Annotated in this window: 26 protein-coding genes and 1 riboswitch; of the genes, 18 read left to right on the top strand and 8 right to left on the bottom strand. The window is 66.1% G+C overall.

What is annotated here, in order from left to right; all coding sequences use genetic code 11:
• The first annotated feature begins 12 nt into the window (after positions 1-12).
• Positions 13-156 (top strand): hypothetical protein, encoded by a 144-nt coding sequence (locus tag MTX34_RS06630; protein WP_167327272.1) that lies wholly within the window; start codon positions 13-15, stop codon positions 154-156.
• On the opposite strand, the gene MTX34_RS06625 is transcribed toward MTX34_RS06630, so the two are convergent.
• The 3 genes from MTX34_RS06625 to MTX34_RS06615 are packed head-to-tail and all read right to left on the bottom strand — an operon-like array spanning position 125 to position 4,450.
• Positions 125-676, bottom strand: coding sequence for a phosphatase PAP2 family protein (locus MTX34_RS06625; protein ID WP_243608836.1), 552 nt, complete (start codon positions 674-676; stop codon positions 125-127). The two genes, MTX34_RS06630 and MTX34_RS06625, sit on opposite strands and share 32 nt — an antisense overlap.
• Positions 666-3,401 carry a sacsin N-terminal ATP-binding-like domain-containing protein gene (locus MTX34_RS06620; RefSeq protein ID WP_243608947.1) on the bottom strand — a complete coding sequence of 912 codons (2,736 nt, stop codon included), beginning with the start codon at positions 3,399-3,401 and terminating at the stop codon, positions 666-668. The genes MTX34_RS06625 and MTX34_RS06620 overlap by 11 nt, the downstream gene beginning before the upstream one ends.
• Entirely contained in the window at positions 3,398-4,450 is a 1,053-nt protein-coding gene (locus MTX34_RS06615) for a DUF3027 domain-containing protein (RefSeq protein WP_374638992.1), read from the bottom strand. The genes MTX34_RS06620 and MTX34_RS06615 overlap by 4 nt, the downstream gene beginning before the upstream one ends.
• A gap of 59 nt (positions 4,451-4,509) precedes the next feature.
• On the opposite strand from MTX34_RS06615, the gene MTX34_RS06610 reads away from it, so the two are divergent.
• The 3 genes from MTX34_RS06610 (at position 4,510) to MTX34_RS06600 (ending at position 7,665) form a co-directional block, all read left to right on the top strand.
• Positions 4,510-5,334: a glutaminyl-peptide cyclotransferase gene (locus MTX34_RS06610; RefSeq protein WP_374638990.1), complete on the top strand. Its 825-nt coding sequence runs from the start codon at positions 4,510-4,512 to the stop codon at positions 5,332-5,334.
• A gap of 211 nt (positions 5,335-5,545) precedes the next feature.
• Positions 5,546-7,156 carry an MFS transporter gene (locus MTX34_RS06605; RefSeq protein WP_374639056.1) on the top strand — a complete coding sequence of 537 codons (1,611 nt, stop codon included), beginning with the start codon at positions 5,546-5,548 and terminating at the stop codon, positions 7,154-7,156.
• Positions 7,153-7,665, top strand: a complete 513-nt coding sequence (locus MTX34_RS06600; RefSeq protein WP_243608832.1) for a DUF2771 domain-containing protein — start codon at positions 7,153-7,155, stop codon at positions 7,663-7,665. Before MTX34_RS06605 ends, MTX34_RS06600 begins: the two co-directional genes overlap by 4 nt.
• 13 nt (positions 7,666-7,678) lie before the next feature.
• On the opposite strand, the gene MTX34_RS06595 is transcribed toward MTX34_RS06600, so the two are convergent.
• Positions 7,679-8,095, bottom strand: a complete 417-nt coding sequence (locus MTX34_RS06595; RefSeq protein ID WP_008719325.1) for a cold-shock protein — start codon at positions 8,093-8,095, stop codon at positions 7,679-7,681.
• 119 nt (positions 8,096-8,214) lie between these two features.
• Here MTX34_RS06595 and MTX34_RS06590 point away from each other — a divergent pair, with 119 nt between their 5' ends.
• The 3 genes from MTX34_RS06590 to MTX34_RS06580 all read left to right on the top strand — a co-directional run bounded on the left by MTX34_RS06590 (position 8,215) and on the right by MTX34_RS06580 (position 9,985).
• Entirely contained in the window at positions 8,215-8,511 is a 297-nt protein-coding gene (locus tag MTX34_RS06590; RefSeq protein ID WP_243608831.1) for a hypothetical protein, read from the top strand.
• Between the two features lie 2 nt (positions 8,512-8,513).
• Complete coding sequence (locus MTX34_RS06585; RefSeq protein ID WP_149405031.1) at positions 8,514-8,888, top strand: YccF domain-containing protein; 375 nt, start codon at positions 8,514-8,516, stop codon at positions 8,886-8,888.
• 269 nt (positions 8,889-9,157) lie between these two features.
• Positions 9,158-9,365, top strand: a riboswitch (cyclic di-AMP (ydaO/yuaA leader).
• A gap of 8 nt (positions 9,366-9,373) precedes the next feature.
• Complete coding sequence (locus tag MTX34_RS06580; RefSeq protein ID WP_243593801.1) at positions 9,374-9,985, top strand: resuscitation-promoting factor Rpf1 domain-containing protein; 612 nt, start codon at positions 9,374-9,376, stop codon at positions 9,983-9,985.
• Between the two features lie 76 nt (positions 9,986-10,061).
• On the opposite strand, the gene MTX34_RS06575 is transcribed toward MTX34_RS06580, so the two are convergent.
• On the bottom strand, positions 10,062-10,250 hold the full coding sequence (locus MTX34_RS06575; protein WP_008719333.1) for a hypothetical protein: 189 nt from the start codon (positions 10,248-10,250) through the stop codon (positions 10,062-10,064).
• A 61-nt stretch (positions 10,251-10,311) separates the two neighbouring features.
• On the opposite strand from MTX34_RS06575, the gene MTX34_RS06570 reads away from it, so the two are divergent.
• From MTX34_RS06570 to MTX34_RS06545, 5 genes are all read left to right on the top strand, one after another.
• Positions 10,312-12,603, top strand: a complete 2,292-nt coding sequence (locus MTX34_RS06570; RefSeq protein WP_243608830.1) for a helicase-associated domain-containing protein — start codon at positions 10,312-10,314, stop codon at positions 12,601-12,603.
• An 88-nt stretch (positions 12,604-12,691) separates the two neighbouring features.
• Positions 12,692-14,347, top strand: a complete 1,656-nt coding sequence (locus MTX34_RS06565) for a DNA repair helicase XPB (protein WP_243593803.1) — start codon at positions 12,692-12,694, stop codon at positions 14,345-14,347.
• A 39-nt stretch (positions 14,348-14,386) separates the two neighbouring features.
• On the top strand, positions 14,387-15,055 hold the full coding sequence (locus MTX34_RS06560; RefSeq protein ID WP_243593804.1) for a DUF3239 domain-containing protein: 669 nt from the start codon (positions 14,387-14,389) through the stop codon (positions 15,053-15,055).
• 389 nt (positions 15,056-15,444) lie between these two features.
• Positions 15,445-16,617: a pyridoxal phosphate-dependent aminotransferase gene (locus MTX34_RS06550; protein WP_243608946.1), complete on the top strand. Its 1,173-nt coding sequence runs from the start codon at positions 15,445-15,447 to the stop codon at positions 16,615-16,617.
• Positions 16,614-17,639, top strand: a complete 1,026-nt coding sequence (locus MTX34_RS06545) for an AraC family transcriptional regulator (RefSeq protein ID WP_243593805.1) — start codon at positions 16,614-16,616, stop codon at positions 17,637-17,639. Before MTX34_RS06550 ends, MTX34_RS06545 begins: the two co-directional genes overlap by 4 nt.
• On the opposite strand, the gene MTX34_RS06540 is transcribed toward MTX34_RS06545, so the two are convergent.
• Complete coding sequence (locus MTX34_RS06540; protein ID WP_243593806.1) at positions 17,632-18,057, bottom strand: VOC family protein; 426 nt, start codon at positions 18,055-18,057, stop codon at positions 17,632-17,634. The two genes, MTX34_RS06545 and MTX34_RS06540, sit on opposite strands and share 8 nt — an antisense overlap.
• A 58-nt stretch (positions 18,058-18,115) precedes the next feature.
• On the opposite strand from MTX34_RS06540, the gene MTX34_RS06535 reads away from it, so the two are divergent.
• The gene (locus MTX34_RS06535) at positions 18,116-18,736 is read left to right on the top strand and encodes an alpha-ketoglutarate-dependent dioxygenase AlkB (RefSeq protein WP_243608829.1); all 621 of its coding nucleotides are present in this window, start codon (positions 18,116-18,118) and stop codon (positions 18,734-18,736) included.
• Here MTX34_RS06535 and MTX34_RS06530 read toward each other — a convergent pair.
• Positions 18,733-19,824, bottom strand: a complete 1,092-nt coding sequence (locus MTX34_RS06530) for a 3-deoxy-7-phosphoheptulonate synthase (RefSeq protein WP_243608828.1) — start codon at positions 19,822-19,824, stop codon at positions 18,733-18,735. The two genes, MTX34_RS06535 and MTX34_RS06530, sit on opposite strands and share 4 nt — an antisense overlap.
• A gap of 248 nt (positions 19,825-20,072) precedes the next feature.
• Here MTX34_RS06530 and MTX34_RS06525 point away from each other — a divergent pair, with 248 nt between their 5' ends.
• From MTX34_RS06525 to MTX34_RS06505, 5 genes are all read left to right on the top strand, one after another.
• Entirely contained in the window at positions 20,073-21,116 is a 1,044-nt protein-coding gene (locus MTX34_RS06525; RefSeq protein WP_243608827.1) for an iron-siderophore ABC transporter substrate-binding protein, read from the top strand.
• 97 nt (positions 21,117-21,213) lie between these two features.
• Complete coding sequence (locus MTX34_RS06520) at positions 21,214-21,672, top strand: MarR family winged helix-turn-helix transcriptional regulator (RefSeq protein ID WP_243608826.1); 459 nt, start codon at positions 21,214-21,216, stop codon at positions 21,670-21,672.
• Positions 21,669-22,094, top strand: a complete 426-nt coding sequence (locus MTX34_RS06515) for an organic hydroperoxide resistance protein (RefSeq protein WP_243608825.1) — start codon at positions 21,669-21,671, stop codon at positions 22,092-22,094. Before MTX34_RS06520 ends, MTX34_RS06515 begins: the two co-directional genes overlap by 4 nt.
• An 11-nt stretch (positions 22,095-22,105) precedes the next feature.
• Positions 22,106-23,101, top strand: coding sequence for an NADP-dependent oxidoreductase (locus MTX34_RS06510; protein ID WP_243608824.1), 996 nt, complete (start codon positions 22,106-22,108; stop codon positions 23,099-23,101).
• An 89-nt stretch (positions 23,102-23,190) separates the two neighbouring features.
• Positions 23,191-24,108, top strand: a complete 918-nt coding sequence (locus MTX34_RS06505; RefSeq protein ID WP_243608823.1) for a pseudouridine synthase — start codon at positions 23,191-23,193, stop codon at positions 24,106-24,108.
• Here the strand turns inward: MTX34_RS06505 and MTX34_RS06500 are convergent.
• On the bottom strand, positions 24,035-25,153 hold the full coding sequence (locus MTX34_RS06500; protein ID WP_243608822.1) for a hypothetical protein: 1,119 nt from the start codon (positions 25,151-25,153) through the stop codon (positions 24,035-24,037). The two genes, MTX34_RS06505 and MTX34_RS06500, sit on opposite strands and share 74 nt — an antisense overlap.
• Positions 25,154-25,175 lie beyond the last annotated feature (22 nt).

Raw genomic sequence — 25,175 nt, 5'->3', positions numbered from 1 at the left:
GAAAGCCAGGCCATGAAGTTCGTCGCTCAGTACCGCAATCGCCGCAACCACGTCCGCTCGCTCCGCGCCCTCTATGCACGCGCCAACGCTGTCTCCAGCCCGGCCATGCGCGACGAGTTGCTCGTCATCGCCCAGCGCTCGGATTTCTCGCGCTGATCAGCCTGACGGCATAGATCCATCCCAGCCCCCACAGGGCACCGAACACCCAGCCGGCCAACACATCCGTGGTCCAGTGCGCACCCAGATAGATCCGAGAGAATCCGATCAGCAAGGACGCGACCACAGGTAGCGCAAGCAGTACCGGCCGATGCAGCCGCGGATCCGGCGATCGCAGCATCACCGCGATCGCCACCGTGGCAAGCAGCATCGACATCGTCGCGTGGCCCGATGGAAACGAATGGCTCGCAATATCCACCAGCCGCTCCGGAATCGGCGGACGCTCCCGCGCGAACGCGAATTTGAGCGCATTCATCAGACCCCACCCGGTCAGCATCGAGCCCGCCACCACGACGGCATCAGATCTGCGTCCGACGCGAAGCAACGCAACGACGACCACCGCGGACAGCAGAAACATCGACACCGTGTTGCCCAGCGTGGTGATGATCCAGAACATCGTCGTGACCCACTCGACTCGATGCTCGACCATCCAGTCCAGGATCACCCCGTCAGGCCCCACGTGGTCGCTCCCAACTTTCCGTGCAGTGGACCGTTCCGTCGGCGGTCACCCACCACGGGACTCTGCGCTCGCCGCTGACCGCACCCGACAACCGCACCACGAGTTCGCGATGCACCACCACCCCACCGGACGGCAGCGGCAATCCCATGACCGCGCAGGCCAACAGAGCCCCGGGTTCGCGATCCCAGGAGCTGACCCGTCCGGTTCCGAGTACCTCGCCACCGATCGCCTCCGACGCCGTCCGGATGTCGAGAACGTCGGCCAGCGCGGCCCCGGAGGCCATGTCCGAGAGCACGGCGATCTCCTGCGGCACCACGCTCGCCAGCCATGGGGAGTCGATCACGAGCGCATCCGACGCATCCACGACGTCGCCGACAAGGGTGCGGACACGATCCGGTGGATCGATGTCCGAGACCTCGATGCGGCGCTCCGCAACAGCGGTGGCGATCGACGTGTGGGTTCTGGTTATCACCGCAGGCGTCGGACGCCGCTTCGGGTCCGACAGCGCTGCCAGCAGCACGCGAGCCGTTTCGGCGCTGTCGCAGACCGACGCGCTGAGCACCGCCTGCAGTTCGTCGGCACGCGGATGATCCAGCGGATCGAGCAACCCTGCGAACGTCTCGTCCGACGGTGCTCGAAACGCGATCGGACGCGAACCATGGACTCGCGCGTGCCGCCCGATCCACCACGCGGTGTAACCGTCACGGTCGGTCAGTGCCGCACAGGTACTCGGATCGTCCAGCAGGACGGTCAGCGCCTCGGACCAGACGTCCGATCGGACGAGGTCGAGATCCCGCACTGCGAGAAGCGTTTCCGGCTCCTCGGACAGACTCGACCACCATGCCGACTCGTCGTCGAGATCGTGATCCGGCCCGGTCGGCAGCTCGTCGCGCAGCACAGAGAACCCCCACCCGACCCCCACTGCTCGCAGCGCCCGCTCACCGAACCTGTCCACCACCGCAGTCGAGAGGACGCCGAACGGCGAATCCTCGATCAGCAGATCCGCCAACGGCGCTCCGGGAAGCAACAATTCGTCGGCGCTGCGCAATTCGCCCTCGTCGTCTTCGAGGGGCAAACCGCCGAGCCAACTCGGCAGTTCACCCGCCTGCACCGCCCGCGCCAGCGCCAGCACGGCGGAGACCAGCCCGTCGACATCCTCGCTCTCGTCCCAGTCGAGATCGTCCAGGGCCGCCTCGAGCGCCGGGTCGGTGAGCAGTTCGGTCGCAGTCGCCTCGCGAGCACCCAGCCGCGTCAACAGCGGGCTCACCGCATCCGGATGCACCAGCCGGACCCAGGTGACAGCAGCAGCAGCGTCGGAGCCGATCACCGTCGTCCGCGGACCGGTCACCGTACGACCGTCCGCCAGCGGAACAGGCAGCGCGGCAAGCTCTTCCGCAGCCACACCGTCGACCACGAGTGGAGCCAACGCGTCGAACAGCCGCTGCCACCAACTCGGCTCGCGATCGAGCCCACCGACCATCTCCGCCAGCCTCGCCAAACCGATCCGGTGCACCCCCACCGCCGCGAGCGCCGACGCCTGCCGCGCACCCGACAGCGATGCCGCGACCAGATCGGGCACGACGCCCGCCAGCACCGACGTGAGTTCCTCGGTGGCGTCCGCAACGACGTTCGCCCGCTCGGGCACGAGGTCATGTCCGTCAGCGCCAGGAAGCCATGGTGCACAGGACAATCGGTGAAAGACGAGTTCCCGCAGTGCACCGTCGACCGCACTGCGGGCGAATCCGACCTCGGGTACGAACGAGACCCTGGATGCGGCAGGCAGCGAGGCCACGAAGTCCACGTAGCCGAGCGCGACCGCGTCGAGCGAGACACCCGGCAACACGCGTCGCCGATCGGGCTGCATCGGCACATCGGCAATTACCAACGCGGGCAACGACAACAGCTCGTCCGAGCGGGTCGGAGCGCGCAACACATCGGGCGACGCGGGAACGGGAAGACCGTCGACGACCGGAGCGAGCCATCGTGCGGCCGGTGTCGTGAACTGTCGCCAGGTTCGCGATCCGATCACGATCTCGGCACTGTTTCCTTCGAGTTGCGTTCTCGAGCAGTCGATCACGACGCCGTCGATCTCGATGGAGTGCAACGCCTCCAGTTCGAGCAGCAGGTCGACCGCCTCGTCCGCGGACCCTGCGGCGAAGGAATCCGCCGCCACATCACCTCGCAGTGTCAGCACGATCTCGGTATCGAACCCATCGGCGGGCGAGGCGGCGACCGGCCATGCGAGCCGCAGCACCGGAACGCCGGTATCAGGCGGGCGCATGTCTCGTTCACCCAGCGCCTCGCGCGTGCGGTGCGCGCTGAACGCCACGCCGCCGCCACGCGATCGCACCTCGATCTCGTCGGACACCGATCGCACCGCAGTGAACCCGACACCGAATTGCCCGACGCCCGAATCTGCGGCAGTCTTGCCCGACGCCCTCAACGCGGTCAACGCGTGCACACCGGAGACATCCAGCGCAGCACCGGTATTGGCGACATGCAGGGCGCCGTTCTCATCGGTCCACACAGCCAGCCGGCCCGGGACGCCTGCCCGCTGCGCGGCATCGGCTGCGTTCTGTGCCAGCTCGGTCAGCAGACGATCGCGGTAGCCACCGCGCACCAGATCGGACTCGGACGCAGAGTCCTCCCGAAGCCGGGTGGGCGACGATGCCCACGCCGCGAGAATCGACTCCCGCAGCGATTCGGTATCGAACGGATCGATCAGCTCGGAGATGCCGAATCTTCTTCCTGCGCAGCACGATCGGTGGCGCTCGACGCATCATCGGTGACAGGCGAGACGTCGGCCGAGACAGCTTCGGTGGCCGACGACTCTGCCGACGCGATCGCGTCCGGGGCCGGGACGTCATCCGAGGCCTGATCCGGGACGGTCGTATCGACGACATCGGTCGCCTCGGCCGCAGCAGCCGTCTCGACAGCGTCCGACTCGACAGCGTCCGACTCGACAGCGTCCGTCTCGACAACGGCGTCCGGCGCGGCTGATTCGGCTGATTCGACCGGGGCAACCGGCGAGGCCACCACGTCGAGTGCAGCGTCGTCGTAGGGCTCGAATTGCGGCGATCCGGCTCCGCTGGGGAGTTCGGTGTCGGAGTGCGCTCCGCAGCCGTACTCGGCGTGCACCACGTGTCCGTCGGCGGCGAATTCGTTGCCGCACACTCCGAATGCGGCGGACAGCGAACCGGCGAGGGGAAGGTAGAAGCCGCAGAGCCCACAGGTCGACGGCGCAGCCTTGGCCATCTCGGTGTCGGGACCGAAGTCTCCGTCGTGCCAGCGCTGGGCGGCGTCGAGACGTCCTTCGAGGCTGGTGACCTTGGTTCGGCCGAGACCGATCTCGCCTGCCACCTCGTCGATGGCAGGGTCACCGGACGCGACGTACCCCGGCACGAGCCGCGGATCGTCCTGGCGCGGAGACAGCAGGTCACCGGGCCCCAGATCGCCGGGACGGATGCGCTCGTCCCACGGCACCCAGGACGGTGCCACGAGGGCGTCGGGGCCGGGCAGAAGAACGAGCTCACTGACGGTGGCGTGATCCGCGTCCTCCGGGGCGGCGACCACAACGGCCCACTGCCAACCGCGGTACCCCTCGAGATCGCTGGCGAACCGGTGAGTGGCCGCACTGAAGTCTTCGGCGGTGACCCCGAGGTACTCGCCGATACCGCCCTCGCCCAGGTCGAGCAGTGCCTGCCGCGCAAGGTCCACGGCATCGGCCAAGACGGGGCGGATGGAATCGAGCTCTGGAGAAGATGTGAAACTCACACATTCAGTTTGCCGCATCGACTCGTTGACGCCCAGTTCGGGCTGCCATCATGGGTGCAATGACCGTCCGTGCTCGCACCTTCGCTGCCCTCGTGACCTCACTGCTGGCCGTGTCCGCATGCTCGTCGACGACGCAACCGGCTCCGGTGACGTCCGACTCGGTTCCGGCACTGACCACCGAGGTCGTCCGCGAATACGACCGCGGCGACGACGCTTTCACCCAGGGATTCGAGATCGACGGCGACGTCCTCTACGAAGGCACCGGACTGGAAGGCTCGTCGTTCGTCCGCCGTACCTCGCTCGAGAACATGACCGAACTGGGGCGGGAGGATCTGCCGTCCGACCTGTTCGGCGAGGGCATCACCGTCGACGGCGACACCCTCTGGCAGATCACCTGGCAGGACGGGGTCGCGATCGAACGGGACCCGGACAGCCTCGCCGAGCGACGCCGAGTGGACTACGACGGCGAAGGATGGGGACTGTGCTCGCAGGACGAGCGCCTCGTCATGAGCGACGGCTCGTCCACCCTCACCTTCCGCGACCCCACCTCGTTCGAGGCCGAGTCCGCCGTGGACGTCACGCTCGACGGCAATCCGGTGGAGCGGCTCAACGAACTCGAGTGCGCCGACGACGGATCGGTGTACGCCAACGTGTGGCAGACCTTCGACATCATGCGCATCGACCCCGAGACCGGCGCGGTGACAGCCGTCATCGACGGCACCCCACTGTGGAATTCGATGTCGGCCTCCGAACGAGACGGCGCCGACGTGTTCAACGGCATCGCGCAGATTCCCGGCACCGACCGGTTCCTCGTGACCGGCAAATACTGGCCCAGGATCTTCGAGGTGCGATTCACCGAAACCGCGCCCGTAGGACAGAATTGACACCGTGACCGATCCACGTCTCCCCCACACCCCACCGGGTGCGGACGACCAACACCAGGATCACTCCGCGGGCTCCGCTCACGACCCACACCAGGATCACTCCGCAGGCTCCGCTCACGACCCACACCAGGATCACTCCGCAGGCTCCGCTCACGACCCACACCAGGATCACTCCGCAGGCACTTCTCCTGACCCACTCGCGCATCCGGGTCTGGCGAACTACCCACCCGCGACTCCTGTCACGCCCACCCATGTCCCGAGCAGGCGTCAGCCCTTGCCGCCGTTGCACCCGCCGCGAACCGAGCAGATCACGGCGGCGCGCGGCAAGTCCGGTGCCCGCAAGCCGCCGCCGATGCCCAAGAAGCTGACCGTCACCCGCGTCGCCGCCATGCGCGGACGCGAACTGACCGGCAAGGGAATCGCGTCGTTCCAGCGAGCCGCGAAAGCCGACGGTGCCGACAAGTCCGGACTGACGGCCCTCACCTACGCGACCATGGCGAACTTCGCTTCGGACGCCGCGCTCGCGATCGCCTTGGCCAACACTCTGTTCTTCTCGGCTGCCACCGGGGAGGACAAGACCAAGGTCGCTCTGTATCTCGTCATCACGATCGCGCCGTTCGCGCTGATCGCGCCGCTCATCGGACCGTTGCTCGACCGGTTGCAACACGGCCGACGCATCGCGCTCGCCACCTCGTTCGGGCTGCGCACCGTGCTGGCGGTGGTGCTGGTGTTCAACTTCGACAGCTGGGTGTTGTATCCGGCCGCGCTCGGCATGCTCGTCCTCAGCAAGTCCTTTGCGGTACTCAAGAGTGCCGTGACGCCGCGAGTACTGCCACCGGACATCGACCTCGTGCGCGTCAACTCTCGACTCACCGTGTTCGGTCTGCTCGGCGGCACCATCGCCGCCGGCGCTGTCGCCGGCGGCATCGCGTTCGTTGCGGACTCCCCAGGGGCTCTGTGGTTCGTCGCCGCGATCACCGTTCTCGGTGCCTACCTGAGCATGCGCATCCCGTCCTGGGTGGAGATCACCGAGGGCGAGGTGCCCGCGACCCTGAGCTACCACGCGGATCAGCACCACACCGATCGAGACCGCGGCAACGACTACCCCGGCAATGGGGCTCCGACGGAGACCATCAGACGCACGCCACCGGCCGACGGACCCGCCAAGAATCGCAGACAACCGTTGGGCCGGGCGGTGATCGTCGGCCTGTGGGGCAACGGCACCATCCGGATTCTCACCGGCTTCCTGACTCTCTATATCGCCTTCGTGGCCAAATCCCGCACCGAACACGAACCGCTGCAGCAGGCCGCCATGCTCGGACTCGTCGGAGCCGCAGCAGGCCTCGGCAACTTCTCGGGCAACGCGCTCGGTGCCAGGATCAAACTCGGCCGGCCATCCCTTGTGGTCCTTCGCTGCACCCTCGCCGTCACTGTGGTTGCCGTCGTCGCCGCAGTGACCGACAGCCTGCTCACCGCGGCGGTGGCCGCGCTCGTGGCCTCGAGCGCCAGCGCACTGGCCAAGGTCTCGCTCGACGCGTCCTTGCAGGCCGATCTGCCGCCGGAGTCGATCGCGTCGGGATTCGGCCGATCGGAGACCGTCATGCAGCTGTGCTGGGTGCTCGGCGGCACGCTCGGCGTCCTGCTACCCACCGAGTATTGGCTCGGTTTCAGCGTGGTCTCGGTGTTGCTTACGATCGGGCTCGTGCAGACATTCCTCACCTACCGCGGCAGATCGCTTCTGCCCGGCTTCGGCGGCAACCGCCCCGACCACGTCGAACAAGAACTGTCCGACGGTACCTTCGGCGAAAACGTGACCAAGTGAATCTCGCTCCCCGCACCAAGAAGATCGCGGCCCTGCTCTCCGCGGGTCTGCTCGTCGTCGCCGCCGCGTTCGTCGCGGTGCTCGCCCTGCTGATCGGAAACGCACCGGAGAAGGAACCCGTCATCTCCGCGTACTCCAACGGCCGGACCGTCGAGGTCGAGCCGTACCTGTACTGCGCCGTCAGCGACCCGCTGTGCACCAACGTGGGAGAGACCACCGAGATTCGGGTCGGCACGGCACCGACGGTGCAACTCTCACTCCCCGAGGCCGTCTACTCGGCACCGTGGGTACTCGCCCTGGTCTACGGCGACGACAGCGGAAACATCGTCGAGGACAGCCGGTTCAACGAGCCGGGAACCAGGTTGAGCGTCACGGTGCCGACGATGGACGACAGCGACCGAACCCTGCTCGGAGTCGAGGTTCGCCTGCCCACCGGCATCATCGACACCGACACCAATCAGGAGGGCTTCGTCAGCCACGCCATCTGGTCGATCGGGATGCTGCCCTAGTCGTTCTGCGGGGTCAGCTGTCGAGCTCGCGCGCGACGGCCCGGACCACCTCGGAGATGCGCTGCGCGATCTTCCGGTCCGGGTACTTGCCCTTGCGCAGTTCGGGCTGCACGGTGGCTTCGAGCAACGTGATCATGTCCTCGACCATCCCGTGCAGTTCGTCGGGAGTGTGCTTGCGCTCGACGGGTTCGCGGCGGGTGCTTCCGGTGTTCTGACGCACCGACGGTGCCGGCTCGAGCACCTTCAGGCTCAGCGCCTGCGGCCCGCGACGGCCTGCGGCCATACCGAATTCGACGCGCTGACCGGCTTTGAGGCCCTCGACGCCCTCGGGCAGCGCCGAGGAACGCACGTAGACGTCCTCGCCTTCCTCCTGCGAGAGGAATCCGAATCCCTTGTCGACGTCGTACCACTTCACCTTGCCGGTCGGCACTGAGCTCACCCGTTCATCTGTTGCTGTCGATGGTTGCGTTGTTCGTGGAACCGATGTTCGGTCCGCACAAGTTTCGCGCCCCACGAGAACGTAGGACGCGAATACGCCAGTCTAGCGCGGTGAGCCCGGATAGAGCATTCGAGTTGTTCGCCTCACCGCGCCCTCACCGCATCACGCTTCGCACTACCGTGGTGCATGTGGACACATCGACTCGTAAGAGCAGCACCGTACTGCTGCGCATCGCGCTGGCCCTGTTCGCGATCGGCCTCGTCGCCATCGTCGCGATCCTCGTGTTTCCGATCTTCTCCGCCGCCAAGCCCCCACTCGGGCTGTATCTGACGGCCATGTTCTCCGCGCCGACCGGCTTCGTGCTGGCCCTGGTCTACGCGTTGGCATCCGGACGACGGGCGCGCTGATCATGAGGTTGATCCTGAACGTCATCTGGCTGGTCTTCGGCGGCCTGTGGCTGGCACTGGGCTACTTCCTCGCCGGACTTCTGCTGTGCATCCTGATCGTGACCATTCCGTTCGGCATCGCGTCGTTCCGCATCGGCGTCTACGCACTGTGGCCGTTCGGCTCGACGATCGTCGACAAGCCGGGGTCCGGATCCGGCGCACTCGTCGGGAACGTGCTGTGGCTGATCCTCGCCGGTTGGTGGCTGGCCCTGACTCACGTGGTCACGGCCGTCGCCATGGCGATCACCATCATCGGTATTCCGTTGGCGATCGCGAACCTGAAGATGATTCCCGTATCGCTGATGCCCCTCGGCAAGGACATCGTTGCCATTCGGTGACCTCTCGGATCGGTTGCCGTTGATGTGACTTCCATCACATCACGCTCCGGTAACGGACAGGCAACGGACAGGGGTTCAATGCCCGGCACGTCCACTAGCTGGGCGGACGCGAGAGACCCGAAAGAGGTACAAAACGCGCTCGGGGCGACGCACCGAAACCGACAGTTACCAAATAGTGACGTAAGGCGGGAGTTTCAGTACGGTCAGCAGCGGCCGGAAAGTTCGGCCGAATTCCGGCCCGCAGCGCCAAACCTCGTCCCGCGGGAACCGGAACACCCTCGACGATCACCCAGGGGACGAGGACGGGGGACCCACGTCCTCCATGGACAACCGGGAAGTTGTAGCGACTCACGAAGCCGCACCGACTTCCCTTGGGGTGAAGCCCAATTGCCCACTTTCAGGAGTGAGCGAAACGGCCGGGCTACCTCTCAGCCCGAACCCGACAGCTGACCTCGCAGGCGCGTGTGGAGAGGATTTCAACTCGTATGAGCGGACGTCATCGCAAGCCGAGCACCACGGGCAAGACCGTCGCAAAGGTCGCAGTCACCGGAGCCATCATGGGCACCGCGAGCATCGCCTTCACCGGCACTGCCAACGCGGCACCGGATTCCGACTGGGATCGCTTGGCTCAGTGTGAAGCCGGCGGCAACTGGGGCATCAACACCGGCAACGGTTACCAGGGCGGGTTGCAGTTCTCCCCCAGCACCTGGAACGCACACGGTGGACAGCAGTACGCGGCCACGGCCAACCAGGCCAGCCGCGAAGAGCAGATCGCAGTCGCAGAGAAGGTCCTCGACTCGCAGGGTTGGGGCGCATGGCCGTCCTGCTCCTCCAGCCTCGGACTGAACAGCGCGCCCACCGAGCGCAGCGTTCCGGTCACCCCCAAGGCACCGGAAGTTCCCGCGCTCCCCGACCTGTCGTCCATCCCGGCCGTGGACAGCTCCGCCGAGGTCGTCGAAGGCATCGTCACCGCCGTTCAGAACATCACCAACGATCCGCAGATCGCCGCGTTCGTGCAGAACGCGGCCCAGGGCATCCAGCTCGATCCGCAGGTCGTGAACTTTTACCAGGCCAACAAGGCATTCCTGCCCCAGTAAGCTGCCTGGCTGCTCCAGCTCGTACGAAAAAAGCCCCCGACGATGTCGGGGGCTTTTTCGTGTTCGAGGGCCGCGGTCAGCGATTGACCACGGTCACCGGATGGGCGTAGGGCAGGTCTTCGACGGGCAGCGGGAACTCGGTGTCCTCACCGAAGGGTGACAAGCCACCCGATCGCGCGGACGAGAGTTCGGTCACCGCGTGGTCACCGCGAGCGGTTTCCGGCCAGCCTGGATCGACATAGGGCTTCTTCGACTTGTTCACCATGCGCCCATTTTGACACCTGCCCTGCGGCGAGCACCAGCCCAGGTCTCTAATCTGATAGACGATGACCGACACGACTGCGCACCGACACACCGACACGCCCCCAGATCTGCCTCAGTGGATCGCAGCTCGAACCGACGCCGAGCTGATCAAGGCCATGTCGCTGCGTCCGGATCTGACCGCGCCGCCGCCCGCATCCCTGGCCGTGCTGGCCGGACGGGCCGAGCAGCGCCGGTCGATCCTGCACACCGCAGACACCCTCGACACCCTCGCACTCACGGTCCTCGAAATCCTCGCCGTCGAAGAGGCCTACGAGCGGCCCGTCACCCGCGCAACGTTGCTTGCGGTGGTGGCCAAGCGCGCACTGGCCAAGAGCGTCGACCGGGCGCTGGCCCAACTGCGCGAACGGCTGCTGGTGTGGGGAGACGCAGCCGGGTTCCGGATCAGCCCCGCAGCGGCGGATGCCGTGCCGTGGCGCATCGGGCGCGTACTCGACCCGGTCGACAATCTCACCGAGGCATCCATCACCGCTGCACTGGCCGAACTCGGCGACGGTGAACGCAACCTCCTCGACACCCTCGCCAGATCGTCGCCGACCGGGCGTACCAGGGACGCTTCACCCGGTACACCCCCGGATCGGCCCGTCCAGAAGCTGCTCGCCAAGGGCCTGCTGATCTGGTTGGACGAGCAAACCGTCGAGCTTCCCGTCCAGGTGGGGCAGATTCTGCGCGGCGAGCCGATGTCCGACCCACGCTCTCTCGCCGAACCCACGCTCGACACCACTACGCATTCACTCGCCGACGTGGACGCCGCCGCGGCAGGCGAGGCACTCGAGCTGGGCAGGCACTGCGTAGCGATCATCGAGGCACTCTCGACCGCACCGGCACCCGCCCTCAAAGCCGGGGGCCTGGGAGTGCGCGAGCTCCGCAAGATCACCAAGGCCACCGGACTCGACGACGACCGCGTGAGCATCCTCGTCGAGCTTCTCGCCGCCGCCCATCTGATCTCCAGCGGAACACCGGACCCGGTTCCCGCGTCGGACAACGGCGACGACTACTGGGCACCGACGCCTGCCGTCGACGCGTGGCTCGCCGCCGCACCGGCGGCCCGCTGGCACACGCTCGCCGCCGCCTGGCTCGAAGTGCCACGGGCACCCTGGGTCATCGGGATGCGTGACCCCAACGACAAGCCCATCGCCGCCCTGTCCGAGGAAGTCCGCTCTCCGGCCGCACCGCGGGATCGACGCATGATCCTGGAACTGCTCGCCGAACTCGGCAGTGGGCACGCAGCGCAGCCCGCCGACCTCGCTCGCACCCTCGCGTGGCGTCGACCTCGGTGGTCCGGACGCTTCGGCGTCACCCCCGTCGGCCATGTTCTCGCCGAAGCGACGGCGCTCGGCATCGTCGGCCGTGGAGCGATGTCGACCCCGGGTCGCTCGTTGCTGCACGACGGCAATGCCGAAGCCGATATGCGTGCGGCTCTACCCGAACCCATCGACTACGTCCTGGTGCAAGCCGACCTCACGCTGGTGGCACCCGGCCCGCTCGAGCCGGACCTGCAGGATCGGATCGAACTCGTGGCCGACGTGGAATCAGCGGGCGCAGCCACGATGTACCGGATCAGCGACACGAGCCTGCGCCGCGCACTCGATGTGGGACTGAGCGCGTCCGAGTTGCACGCGTTGTTCGCAACCCACTCGCGGACGCCGGTGCCGCAGGCCCTGACCTATCTGATCGACGACGTGGCTCGTCGACACGGCCGCCTCCGAGCAGGCGTCGCCGCGTCGTTCGTTCGGTGCGAGGATCCGGCGTTGCTCGCCGAGGTGATGGCGTCCCCGGCGGCCGAATCGCTGGCGCTGAGGGCACTGGCCCCGACCGTCGCGATCTCACAGGCTCCGCTCGCCGAGGTGCTCACGGTGTTGGCCGGAGCGGGTTTCGCGCCGGCAGGCGAGGACTCGTCCGGCACCATCGTCGATCTGCGTGCCCGCGGGTCGCGGGTCTCGGCACGGCGGCCGCGCCAGGCGTTCCGCACTCCGGCCGTCCCCACCGAGGAACAGCTGGGGTCGTTGGTGCGCGGAATGCGCGCTGCCGACCGAGCGGCAGGCAACGGCGGCGCAGTGGTACGCGCCGACGGATCCCGGGCCAGCAGCACCGCGACGATGACGCTGTTGCAGACCGCAGCGAAGGTCAAGCGGAGTGTGAGCATCGGCTACGTCGATGCCCAGGGGGTTGCCACGCATCGCATCGTCGATCCGATCAGCATCGGCGGCGGTCAACTCGACGCGTTCGACCCCGCCACCGGTGGGGTTCGACGCTTCACCCTGCATCGGATCACCTCGGTCGCGCTGGTCGAGTAGACCGGGCTCACGTGCACGCACGCCCCTACCTGTGGACAATGGAGAAGTTGCGCTCTTTCGAGCGCAGCAGATGTCTCTAGGAGGAACCGTGACCGACGGCCCGCTGATCGTCCAGTCCGACAAAACGTTGTTGCTCGAGGTCGATCACGATCTCGCGGGCGCAGCGCGGGCGGCCATCGCACCGTTCGCGGAGCTCGAACGTGCCCCCGAGCACGTGCACACCTACCGCATCACCCCACTGGCACTGTGGAACGCACGTGCCGCAGGCCACGACGCCGAGCAGGTCGTCGACGCGCTCGTGAACTTCTCCCGCTACGCGGTGCCGCAGCCGCTCCTGGTCGACATCGTCGACACCATGGCTCGGTACGGCCGACTGCAGTTGGTCAAGAGCCCGGTCCACGGCCTGGTACTGATCAGCCTGGACCGCGCGGTGCTCACAGAGGTGATGCGGCACAAGAAGATTGCGCCCATGCTCGGTGCGATGGTCGACGAGGACACGGTGATCGTGCATCCCAGCGAACGCGGCCACGTGAAGCAGATGTTGCTCAAGATCGGCTGGCCTGCCGAGGACCTCGCCGGCTACGTCGACGGCGAAGCGCACCCCATCGAGCTCGACACCGAGGGCGGCAACTGGACGCTGCGCGACTACCAGGAGATGGCGGCCGATTCGTTCTGGGCCGGCGGCTCGGGCGTCGTCGTACTGCCGTGTGGCGCCGGCAAGACGATGGTCGGTGCCGCCGCGATGGCCAGAGCCAAGGCGACCACGCTGATTCTGGTCACCAACACCGTCGCCGGTCGGCAGTGGAAGCGCGAACTCATCGCACGCACCTCGCTCACCGAGGAGGAGATCGGCGAGTATTCGGGCGAGCGCAAAGAGATTCGCCCTGTGACAATCGCCACGTACCAGGTGATCACGCGTCGCACCAAGGGTGAGTACAAGCACCTCGAACTCTTCGATTCCCGGGACTGGGGATTGGTGATCTACGACGAGGTGCACCTGCTGCCCGCGCCGGTGTTCCGCATGACGGCCGATCTGCAGTCGCGTCGACGCCTCGGCCTGACCGCGACGCTCGTCCGCGAGGACGGCCGCGAGGGCGACGTCTTCTCGCTGATCGGACCCAAGCGCTACGACGCCCCGTGGAAGGACATCGAGGCACAGGGCTGGATCGCGCCCGCCGAATGCATCGAGGTTCGCGTCACCCTGACCGATGCCGAGCGCATGTCGTACGCGGTCGCCGAGCCCGAGGAGCGCTACAAGCTGTGCTCGACGGCGCACACGAAGATCGCCGTCGTGAAATCGATCCTCGCCAAACACCAGGACGCTCCGACGTTGGTCATCGGCGCGTACCTCGACCAGTTGAACGAGCTCGGCGAAGCGCTGAACGCTCCGGTCATTCAGGGCTCGACCAAGAACAAGGAACGTGAAGTGCTGTTCGACGCGTTCCGCAAGGGCGAGATCCAGACGCTGGTGGTGAGCAAGGTGGCTAACTTCTCGATCGACCTTCCGGAAGCGTCCGTTGCAGTGCAGGTTTCGGGAACGTTCGGCTCCAGGCAGGAAGAGGCCCAGCGCCTCGGCCGACTGCTCCGACCGAAGCACGACGGCGGTCAGGCGCACTTCTACTCGGTGGTCTCCCGCGACACCCTCGACGCCGAGTACGCGGCCCACCGCCAGCGTTTCCTCGCCGAACAGGGCTACGCCTACCGCATCACCGACGCGGACGATCTGCTCGGTCCGGCGATCTGAGACTTCGGGTCGGCTCGGCACCGTGCTAGGAATACCTGTGTGCGCAAGTTCGAGTTCCCCGTAGACGTAGCCCACGCGAAGTCGGTCAACGAGACGTTCACCGAGCTTCGTCGGTTACGGGCCTCTGCGGCGCTCACCGCCGTCTTCCTGATCGCGCTGGGGGCCTGGTTCATCTGGATCGCGGCCCCGTGGTCGTACATCCTCGGCGCGGTGTTCCTGATCGGCGCGGCCACCTCGCTCTGGGTGATGCTGTGGGCACCGCGAAAGATGGGGTCCATCGAATCACAATATGCCGCAGGCGATCTCGTGCCGGCGGTGGTGGCCGAGAAGCTACCGAGTGGAGCAATACTGCTGGCCCTGGTCGACATCGCAAAGCCAGGGGTGAACGAGCCGCACTACGTGTTGATCACCCGCGTCGTGCGGGCGCTTCCCGGCCACGCCGTCGAGCGGGGCGCGCAGGTGCCTGCGGTGTCGGTTCTCGCGGACCGGGGCCGGAACACCGGTGGGCGGACGTGGCAGCTGGCCTCGGCGATGCCCATAGCCTGGGGAACCACCGACAAGGCGGTCATCGCACGCGCCGTCGACGAGATCACCGAGGGCGAATGGGCGCTGCTGCACGCCAACATCGGTCTGTCCGAGAAGGTTCGCACGGCCAAGAATCAGCAGCTGCTCATCGACCCGGCGGATCTTCCCGACGACCTGCGCTGATCGGGGCACCTCTCGTACGCTCAGCCTCGAAACAGCCATCGCGGGGATGCGATTCGAGAATTGTGGCTCGACTCGATACTTGTCGACAACTGACCTCAGGTCGCACTATTCGAAGCCTTCGACGGAATGCCGTGTGATCATTCGAATTGTGGTCGGTGAGGTCAGTAGTACGTCATTGCATGCTCCTCCAGCGCAGTACTTCAGCGACCACGCTTCGTGCGTCGCCTCGTCCGTCGCGATCGGAACGGTGTGAACGTGGTCGTGAGCCCACCGAGACTCCCGAGGGCAGGCTTCGGCGGCGAGCGCGTGATCACGCAGCGAGTTCCAGAGCCGAGCGGGTCGATACCGACCTGATCCAGCCGTTCTGCTCGGTGAACTACGCTGCAGGAATGTCCGAGTTGTTGCCCTCGCGCACAGTGGCACGGTTGCGCCCGTTCTCTTCGACGATCTTCGCCGAGATGACCGCACTCGCCGTCCAGAAGAATGCCGTCAACCTCGGGCAGGGCTTCCCCGACACCGACGGCCCACCCGCCATGCTCGAGGCAGCTCGCGAGGCCATCGCGAACGGACTCAATCAGTACTCCCCCGGCCCCGGCATGCCGGTGTTGCGCGCTGCCATCGCCGACGACCGTGCGGCCCGATTCGGACTGAGCTACGACCCCGATTCACAGATACTCGTCACCGTCGGTGCCACCGAGGCGATCTCGGCGTCACTACTCGGTCTGATCGAGCCAGGCGACGACGTCCTGCTGATCGAGCCGTTCTACGACTCCTACGCGGCCGCCATCGCCCTCGCCGGTGCCACCAGGACCGCCGTGCCCCTGGTCTCGGACGGCAACGGGTGGACCGTCGACACCGACGCCCTCGCACGCGCGATCGGGCCTCGCACGCGCATGCTGATCGTCAATTCCCCGCACAACCCCACCGGCACGGTCTTCGACCGCGACACCATGATCCGCATAGCCGACATCGCGGTGGCCCACGATCTGCTGGTCCTCACCGACGAGGTGTACGAACACCTCGTCTTCGACGGTGGCGTGCACACCCCGATCGCGACACTGCCCGGGATGTTCGAGCGCACCGTCACCGTGTCGAGTGCGGCGAAGACCTTCAACGCCACCGGATGGAAGACCGGCTGGGCGCTCGGACCGAAAGAGCTGATCGACGCCGTCCGCGCCGCCAAACAGTTCATGAGCTTCGTCGGCGGCACGCCTTTTCAGCCGGCCGTGGCCTACGCGCTCGAGCACGAACAGGCCTGGATAACCGCCATGCGCGACGGGCTGCAACGCAAGCGGGACACCCTCTCGATTGCTCTCGCCGCCGCTGGAGCGGATGTGAAATACAGCGCGGGAACGTATTTCGTCTGTGCCGACATCGCACCGATCGGGCGGGGCGACGCCTACGAGTTCTGCCGTTCCCTCCCGGATCTGGTGGGTGTCGCGGCCGTTCCGGTCACGGCCTTCGTCGACGAGCCCGCTCCGTGGAAGTCGTTGGTGCGCTTCGCTTTCTGCAAGCAGGACGAGGTACTCGCCGACGCGGCCGAGAGGCTGCGGACATTGTGACTCCGCAGCCGACGATCCCGGCGTATTTCGTCAGACAAGCCGTCGACCTCGCGACGAACAGTGGTGTCGACCTGACCTACCCGTTGTCGATGGCGGGCATCGGATCCACCATTCTCGACAACCCGGCCGAGCGTCTGACCACCCGGCAGGTCACCGCGTTCACCCAGGCGGTCTGGACGATGACCGGCGACGAACTGTTCGGCCTCGCCGCAGTACCGGTGCGGCGCGGGAGCTTTCGCGTGGTGTGTCAGACGCTCATCCACACCGAGAACCTGTGGGCGGCACTGATTCGGATGTCCGAGACCATGCGGGTGTTGATTCCGGTACGCCCCATGACGTTGGATCGGACCGAGGAGTCCACGGTGTTGACGGTGCACGTCACCCCCACCACGCACCTGAGCCCGGAAGCCAACGAACTCGCCGAACGCTTGCTGACCGATTTTCTGTTGATTCTGCTGCACCGATTCGCGGCCTGGCTCATCGGCAGCCGGGTCAAACTGCTGTCGGTCCAGCTGCCCTACGCGTTACCGGGACCGGAGGCCGGGAAGATGTACGACGCCATCTTCGGCACCCACGTCGAGTTCGGAACCGATCTCGCCACACTCGAATTCGACACTGCTGTGATGCGAGCACCGATCGTGCAGACCGAGGCCACTCTGGCGGAGTATCTCGCGGAATCGCCCAATCTGCTGTTCTCGTCGCGAGATTACGACAGCACGGCCTCGAGCCAGGTCCGCCGCGCTCTGGAAACCGGATTCAAGGGCGGCGCACCGGGGACCGAGGAAATCGCGGCAATGCTCAACATCAGCCCACCGCATCTGCGACGCATCCTTCGGCAGGAGGGCACCTCGATCAACCAACTGCGAGAAGAGGTTCTGCGCGATGCGGCGATCTCCGGGCTCAGCCGCGGCGACAGCGTCGACGACATCTCGACCCGATTGGGCTTCTCCGAGCCGAGTGCCTTTCGCCGAGCCTTCAAGCGGTGGACCGGCCAGACCCCCGGCGCATACCGTCTCAGCTGACGCAGAACTCGTTGCCCTCCGGGTCGGTCATGGTGATCCAGACGCTGGGGCCCTGCTGTCCTCGATGCAGTACCGTCGCGCCCCGCGCTTCGAGTTCCGTCACCACCGATTCGCGCTCGTCGCCGACGCGGATGTCGAGGTGCAACCGATTCTTCACCGTTTTGGCCTCGGGCACCGATTGAAAGAGCACTCGCGGGGTGCCGGGCGACTCGGCGTCGACGATGCCCGCGCCGGCCCGCCACACGAGAACGCCCTCGAAGGTGGTCGTGTCCTCGTCGCGAGCGTGTCCAGCGGCGACCATCTCACGGATGAAGTCCTCGTTGCTGGGTTCGGACTGCCAACCCAGAGTCTGCGCCCACCACTTCGCCAGCGCATGGGGGTTGACGCTGTCCACGACGACCTGAAATACGTATCCCATGGTGGGACAATACCGCCGGTCACTGGAAATGGGAACACCTGTTCGATACAGTCGAACCATGTCGCTCGCGATGCAAGGCTCGTTGTTCGGTGACGCGGAGGGCGGCGTCGGGTCGCTCGAGTCCGTCACCCGTCGCGAACTCACACTCGGGGCGTGGGTGGACGTTCGCCCGGGTTGGTTGTCCGATACCGATCTCTTCGACTCGCTGGTGACCGACGTCGATTGGCGCGCCGAACGCAGACAGATGTACGACCGCGTGGTCGATGTGCCACGGCTGCTTCGGTTCTACGGCGAGCGCGAGCGTTGGCCCGACGCAACGCTGTACGACGCGCGCGACGCCCTCGACGAGCACTACCGCGACGAACTCGGCGAGTCCTTCGCCACCGCCGGACTGTGCTACTACCGCGACGGCTCCGACAGCGTGGCCTGGCACGGCGACAACATCGGCCGCAGCGCCACCGAGGACACCATGGTCGCGATCGTATCGCTCGGTGCCACAAGGCAACTCATGCTCAGACCGCGTGGCGGCGGAACGTCGCTGAAATTCACGCTCGGTCACGGAGACCTGGTGGTGATGGGTGGCTCGTGTCAACGGACCTGGGAACATGCCGTACCCAAGTCCACCCGCGCGACCGGCCCACGCATCAGCGTGCAATTCCGACCGCGCGGGGTTCGTTAGCGAGCGGTTCGGGAGTTCCGACGCTCCTCGACCGCCGCAGCCAGCACGTTCAACTGTGTTGCCGTGGTGTCCCAGTCGAGGCAGGCATCGGTGATCGACTGCCCGTAGACCAGATCGTCGCGGCGACCGAGTTCGAGATCCTGACGCCCCTCGACCAGGAAACTCTCGAGCATCAGACCGACGATGCCGTGTTCGCCTGCCGCTACCCGGGCGGCCACGTCGGTGACGACGTCCACCTGCTTGTTGTGGTCCTTGCGGCTGTTGCCGTGACTTGCGTCGATGACAACGCGCTCCGGCAGGCCCGACTTACGCAGTCGCGCAACGGTATCGGCGACCGATTCGGCGTCGTAGTTCGGTCCGTCGACGCCCCCGCGGAGAATGACGTGGCAGTCCGGGTTTCCGACGGTACGAATGAGCGCTGCTTGGCCGTCCAGATCGGTGCCGGGGAAGACATGACTCGCCGCGGCGGCGCGAGTTCCGTCGACCGCTACCTGGATGTCACCCTCGGTGGAGTTCTTGATCCCCACCGGCATCGACAGCGCACTGCACAGCTGGCGGTGCACCTGGCTCGCAGCGGTCCGTGCACCGATCGCGCCGTAGCTCACCAGGTCTGCGATGTACTGCGGAGTGATCGGGTCGAGGAATTCGCATCCGACCGGCAGACCGAGCGCCGAAATATCGAGCAGCAGTTGGCGTCCCACCCGTAGTCCGGCGTTGATGTCGAAGCTGCCGTCGAGGTGCGGGTCGTTGATCAGCCCCTTCCAGCCGAGCGTCGTCCGGGGCTTCTCGAAGTAGACCCGCATGACGATGTGCAGTCGGTCGCCCAATTCGGCTGCCGTGGCGGCAAGTCGGCGGGCGTAGTCGAGAGCCGCGTCGGTGTCGTGCACCGAGCACGGGCCGACCACGACGATCAGCCGATCGTCGGTGCCGTCCAGCACGTCGACCACTCCCGCACGTCCGGTTCGGACGGTCGCCGAGATCGCGTCGTCCACAGCGTGTTCGCGGCGCAGCACCGACGGGGCAATCAGTGGACTGATACTGATGGTCCGCTGATCGTCGAGAGGTGGGGTGTCGAGAGAGAGTGTCATGAGAGGGCGTTCCTGTTCCCAGGCCGGCTCATCATGCTCCACACGCACTTCGAGCCGGTCTGTATCCGGCTCGTGGGGTGGAAGTTCAGCGCATGGCGTCGCTGGCTGACCCACCCGGGGCCGGCCTGCTAAACCAGAAATACGTGCGCTGCATGAGAGCACCGTAGCAGACGCGCAGCACCGATCTCGGCCCGTCGAGGTTTAGGCTAGCGTTACCTGCCTCTGTCGGACCCGTGAAAGAGAACGAAGTGAAACGTCTACTCCTGGCCACCACGATCGCCGCGGTCACCGCACTGACCACCGTTGCCTGCGGCGACACCGACGAGCAGACGGCCACTCCGTCCACCAGCAATGAATCCACTACCGGCGACGCCGTCACGGACGCACCAGGCCCGACCGGCATTCCCGACGGGATGGGTTCGGGAGCCGCGGACGGAGTGTTTCCCCGCACCGTCGGGCACTTCGGTGGGTCCACCGAAATCCCCGCCGAACCGACGAAGATCGTCGTGATCGCCACCGGCCAGCTCGACGCGGCCCTCACTCTGGGCGTCGTACCCACCGGAGTCGCCTACGGGGACGGTGCCGCACTGGTTCCGGACTACATCAGCTTCTCGTTCCCGCAGTACGCGGATCGCATGTCGCAGTTCGTCGACGTCGGCAACCGGCAAGAAGTCGACATCGAGGCGATCGCCGCCGTCGAACCGGACCTCATCCTGGCGAACAAGGCAGGCTCGGAGGACATCTATTCGACTCTCTCGACCATCGCTCCGACCGTGCTCACCGAGGGCACCGGAGTGAACTGGAAGCAGGACTTCCTGCTTCTCGGCGACGCGCTCGGCCGCACCGAGCAAGCCCAGAGCTTCCTCGACACCTTTACCTCCGACGCTGCGGCACTGGGTAATTCGGTTGCCGATGGCGGCACGCCCACGGTCTCCTTCGTTCGCTTCACCGCTGATCGCGCGCGAGTGTTCGGCGTTCCGTCGTTCGCCGGTTACATCGCCTGGGACGCCGGACTGGCGCGGCCGGAAAGCCAGCAGTTCGACAAGACTTCCCAGGACTTCAGCGAGGAAGAGATTCAACTGGCGAACGCGGACTGGGTGTTCGTCTCCAGCCAGGACGCCGAAGCCGATTCGAGCGCCGCGTCGTACACCACGAACCCGCTGTGGACCGGAATGAGCGCGGCCACCGAGAACCACATCGTGCGCGTCGACGACGACCCGTGGTACCTCAACGCCGGTCCGACCGCGGCAACCATCGTGCTCGACGGCTTGAAGAACGCCCTGCAGGGCTGACCCCCACGTGCATGGAACTTCGTAGTCCACTACGAAGTTCCGCTCACATGGAACAGGTAGGTTGCGCACAACTTAACCGTGCACTACTGTTCTGGACGTGACCAACGAACTCGCACTCGATCGCCAGGTGTGCTTCGCGCTGTACTCCGCTTCGCGGGCTACCACCGCGGTGTATCGCCCGATGCTCGACGAGCTCGGCGTCACGTACCCGCAGTACCTCGTACTGCTGGTGCTGTGGGAGAAGGACGGGCGCGGCGTCAAGGACATCTGCGCCGAACTCGACCTGGACACCGGCACACTGTCGCCGATGCTCAAGCGACTCGAAGGTCTCGGCTTCATCGAGCGTCGACGACTGAGCACCGACGAACGCCGCGTCGAGATCCACCTCACCGAGACCGGAAGCGCCATGCGCGCACGCGCACTCGACATTCCACGCAAGCTCGCCGAGAAAACCGGCATGAACGTCGACGATCTCGTCAAGCTCAAAGAGTCGCTCGACGCATTGACGAGCGCTCTGCATCACACCGATTCGAGCACGACAGAAGGAGAATCATGAAGACCATCTACACCGCCGAAGCTCTCGCGACCGGAGAGGGCCGCAACGGCCACGCCCGCACCTCCGACGGACGCCTCGATCTCGACCTCGCCATCCCGGAGGCCATGGGCGGCAGCGGCAACGGCACCAACCCCGAGCAGCTCTTCGCTGCCGGCTATGCCGCGTGCTTCCACTCCGCACTGCAGATGGTGGCGCGCCAGGACAAGGCCGACGTCACCGATTCGGCCGTCGGCGCTCGCGTCGACATCGGCCCCAACGACAACGGCGGCTTCCAGCTCGCCGTCACCCTCGAGGTGACTCTGCCGAACCTGAGCCGCGAGAACGCCCAGGCCCTGGCCGACAAGGCCCACCAGGTCTGCCCGTACTCCAACGCCACCCGCGGCAACATCGACGTCACCGTCACCGTCACCGAAGACGAGTAAGAGGAAACACCATGAAGGCACACGAAATTCACCTCGCGTCCCGCCCAGAAGGCTGGCCGACCGAAGACAACTTTCGCGCGGAGGTCATCGAACTCCCCGAACTCGCGGATGGGCAGATCCTCGTCCGCAACATCGTGATGTCCGTCGATCCGTACATGCGTGGTCGGATGAACGACGTCAAGTCCTATGTACCGCCGTTCCAGCTCGACGCCCCACTCGACGGCGGCGCGGTCGGTGAGGTCGTCGAGTCCAAGGCCGACGAATTCGCGGTCGGCGACGCGGTTGTGCACGGCAAGGGCTGGCGCGACCTCGCCATCGTCCCGGCGAACGCCGCAAGCAAGGTCGATCTCTCGGCCGCGAAGGCGTCCGCCTACCTGAGCGCACTGGGAATGACCGGCACGACGGCGTACGCCGGACTGACCGACGTCGCCTCGTTCAAGGAGGGTGACGTTGTGTTCGTCTCCGGCGCTGCCGGGGCAGTCGGGTCGCTCGTCGGCCAGATCGCCAAGGCGCTCGGTGCTTCTCGCGTCATCGGCAGTGCCGGATCGCCCGCCAAGGTCGCCCGCCTGCTCGAGCTCGGTTTCGACGCAGCGTTCGATTACCACGACGGTCCGGTTGCCGAGCAGCTCCGCAAGGCGGCACCGGACGGCATCGACGTGTACTTCGACAACGTCGGCGGCGAGCACCTCGAAGCCGCCATCGGTTCGATGAACAAGTTCGGCCGAATTGCCATGTGCGGAGCCATCGCTCAGTACAACTCGACCGAACCGACACCGGCACCGCGCAACCTCGCGCTGGCCATCGGCAAGGAGCTGACACTCAAGGGGTTCATCGTCGGTTCCTACTCGCACCTCACCGATGAGTTCCGCGCGAAGATGACCGAGTGGCTCGGCAGTGGCGCAATCGAATTCGACGAGACGGTCGTCGACGGTCTCGACAACGCTCCCTCGGCGTTCATCGGACTGATGAAGGGCGAGAACACCGGCAAGATGGTCGTCACCATCTAGCTCGGACCCGAAGAGTTCTACCGCAGTCCACACCCCGGTCGGGAATTCCGACCGGGGTGTTTCCATGCCCCGACGATTAGAGTCGACATATGCCCGCCGCTCCCCTTCCCTTGCGCGACGGTCTCGATCCCACTCGGGTGCGGATGCCCGACGTCGCGACCGGAGCGACGGTGCTCGAGTACCTGTGCGCCCGGTTCCCGCAGGACGCGGCCAGGCTGACCGAGAAGGTCGCCTGCGGCGAGATCGTCGACGCGGCAGGCGTACCCGTCGATTCGGCAACGGTGGCGAGACCACGCGCGGACATCTACCTCTACCGCGACCCACCGGTGGAGCCGACGGTGCCGTTCTCCCTCGACATCCTCCATCGCGACGAGAATCTACTGGTGGTCGACAAGCCTCATTTCCTGGCCACCACCCCGCGCGGCGCGTATATCGCGCGATCGGCCCTGGTCCTGCTTCGACGCCGGTTCGACCTGCCGGAGCTGAGCCCGGCGCATCGGCTGGATCGACTCACCGCCGGGGTTCTGGTGTTCACCGTCAGGCAGCAGGCCCGCCGGCCGTACCAAGAGCTGTTCGCTCAACGCACCATCACCAAGCAGTACGACGCGATCGCCCCACTCGCCCGGGATCTCGATCTCCCGTTGACGGTGCGCAGCCGAATCATCAAGGAGCGCGGCGTTCTTCAGGCCCGAGAGGTACCGGGCGAGCCCAACGCCGAGACACTCGTGGATCTGGTCGACACCGTCGGATCCCACGGCCTGTATCGATTGCATCCGCGAACCGGGAAGACTCATCAACTTCGGCTTCATCTGTGCTCGTTGGGTATTCCGATCGTCGGCGACAACTTCTACCCCACGTTCCGTGAGGTCGCCGACGACGACTACTCCGACCCGCTCCGCCTGCTGGCACGCTCGATCGAATTCGTCGATCCGCTCAGTGGCCTGGTTCGCCGATTCGAGAGTGATCGGAGACTCGACCCTCCTGCAGCACTCCAGATTCCGAGTTGATCTCGACCGTGCGGACGGTGATTCGATGGGAGATGACCGCGAGCGCGAACAGTCCGATCGCCACGTTCACCAGCGCGGCGAATCCCTCCTGAGCGAAGTCCACGAGAGCGTTGAGCAGAGTGAAGATCAACGCGGAGACACGGAGGATGCGCAGCGGCCAGAGCGCCCCGTCCGCACGCAACCTCAGCATCGCCGGCAGCGCCGTGGCGAAGGTGAGGCAGGCACTGACGAACAGGATTCCACTGGCGATTCCCATTCCGTCGACGTCGATCGCCAGGTCCCGTCGGTCGATGTGCAGTTCGCCGATGACGAGTTCGACGATTCCGAACCCCACGCCGGCCCCGGAGACCAGAACCAATCCCCAACCGACGACGGGAACCCACCGGGCGCTGGTGATGAAGGCCGGGACGAGCCGGGGAACGGCGTTGCGGAGCGCGTGGGTGCGAGACCTCGACCGGCGACAATTGCCGAGCAGCAGCCTGATCCCGGCCACGGTGTTCGCATCGGCTCCCTCGGCCTCTGCTCGTGCCACCATCCGTAGCGCCCAATCGCGTCGATGCTCGGGTAGGCCGTGCGCGACGCCGTCGGCGGCGATGGCAGCCGCGTTGGCCAGCGATTCTTCGACCGAGGGCCGGCGGAACTCGCGGACGATCCTGCTGAACACCAACAGCAGGACCACCAGGACGTACATGATCTCCGACGAGGGGCCGTAGAAATAGTCGTTGTCCTTGGTGACGAATTTGCCGACTTCGTCGAGGAACAGTCCGAATCCGATACCGCCGAGCAGCACGGTGAACACCCGAACGCCGAAACCGACGAACATCCATCCGACGAGAAGTGCGAACATCATCGCCGCTCCGCCGTACAGGGCGTGAGCGATGTGCAGCGACTTACCACCCACCTGGGGATAGTTGGTCAACTCCAGATAGGCCCTGGTGATCAGGATGGTCGCGATGGCGACGACCATGAATGCCTCGGATGCAGGACTGCCGTAGGCATCACGGATCACGACGCTGCGAAATGTGGTCCCCGAACGACCGGTCATCGATCGAGTATGTGCCGCCTGC

This window comes from Rhodococcus sp. ARC_M5, from assembly GCF_022810405.1.
Taxonomy (GTDB): Bacteria; Actinomycetota; Actinomycetes; order Mycobacteriales; family Mycobacteriaceae; genus Rhodococcoides; species Rhodococcoides navarretei.
The sequence above is the reverse complement of the archived record's forward strand: the minus strand, read 5'-3'. Positions and strand labels throughout refer to the sequence as shown.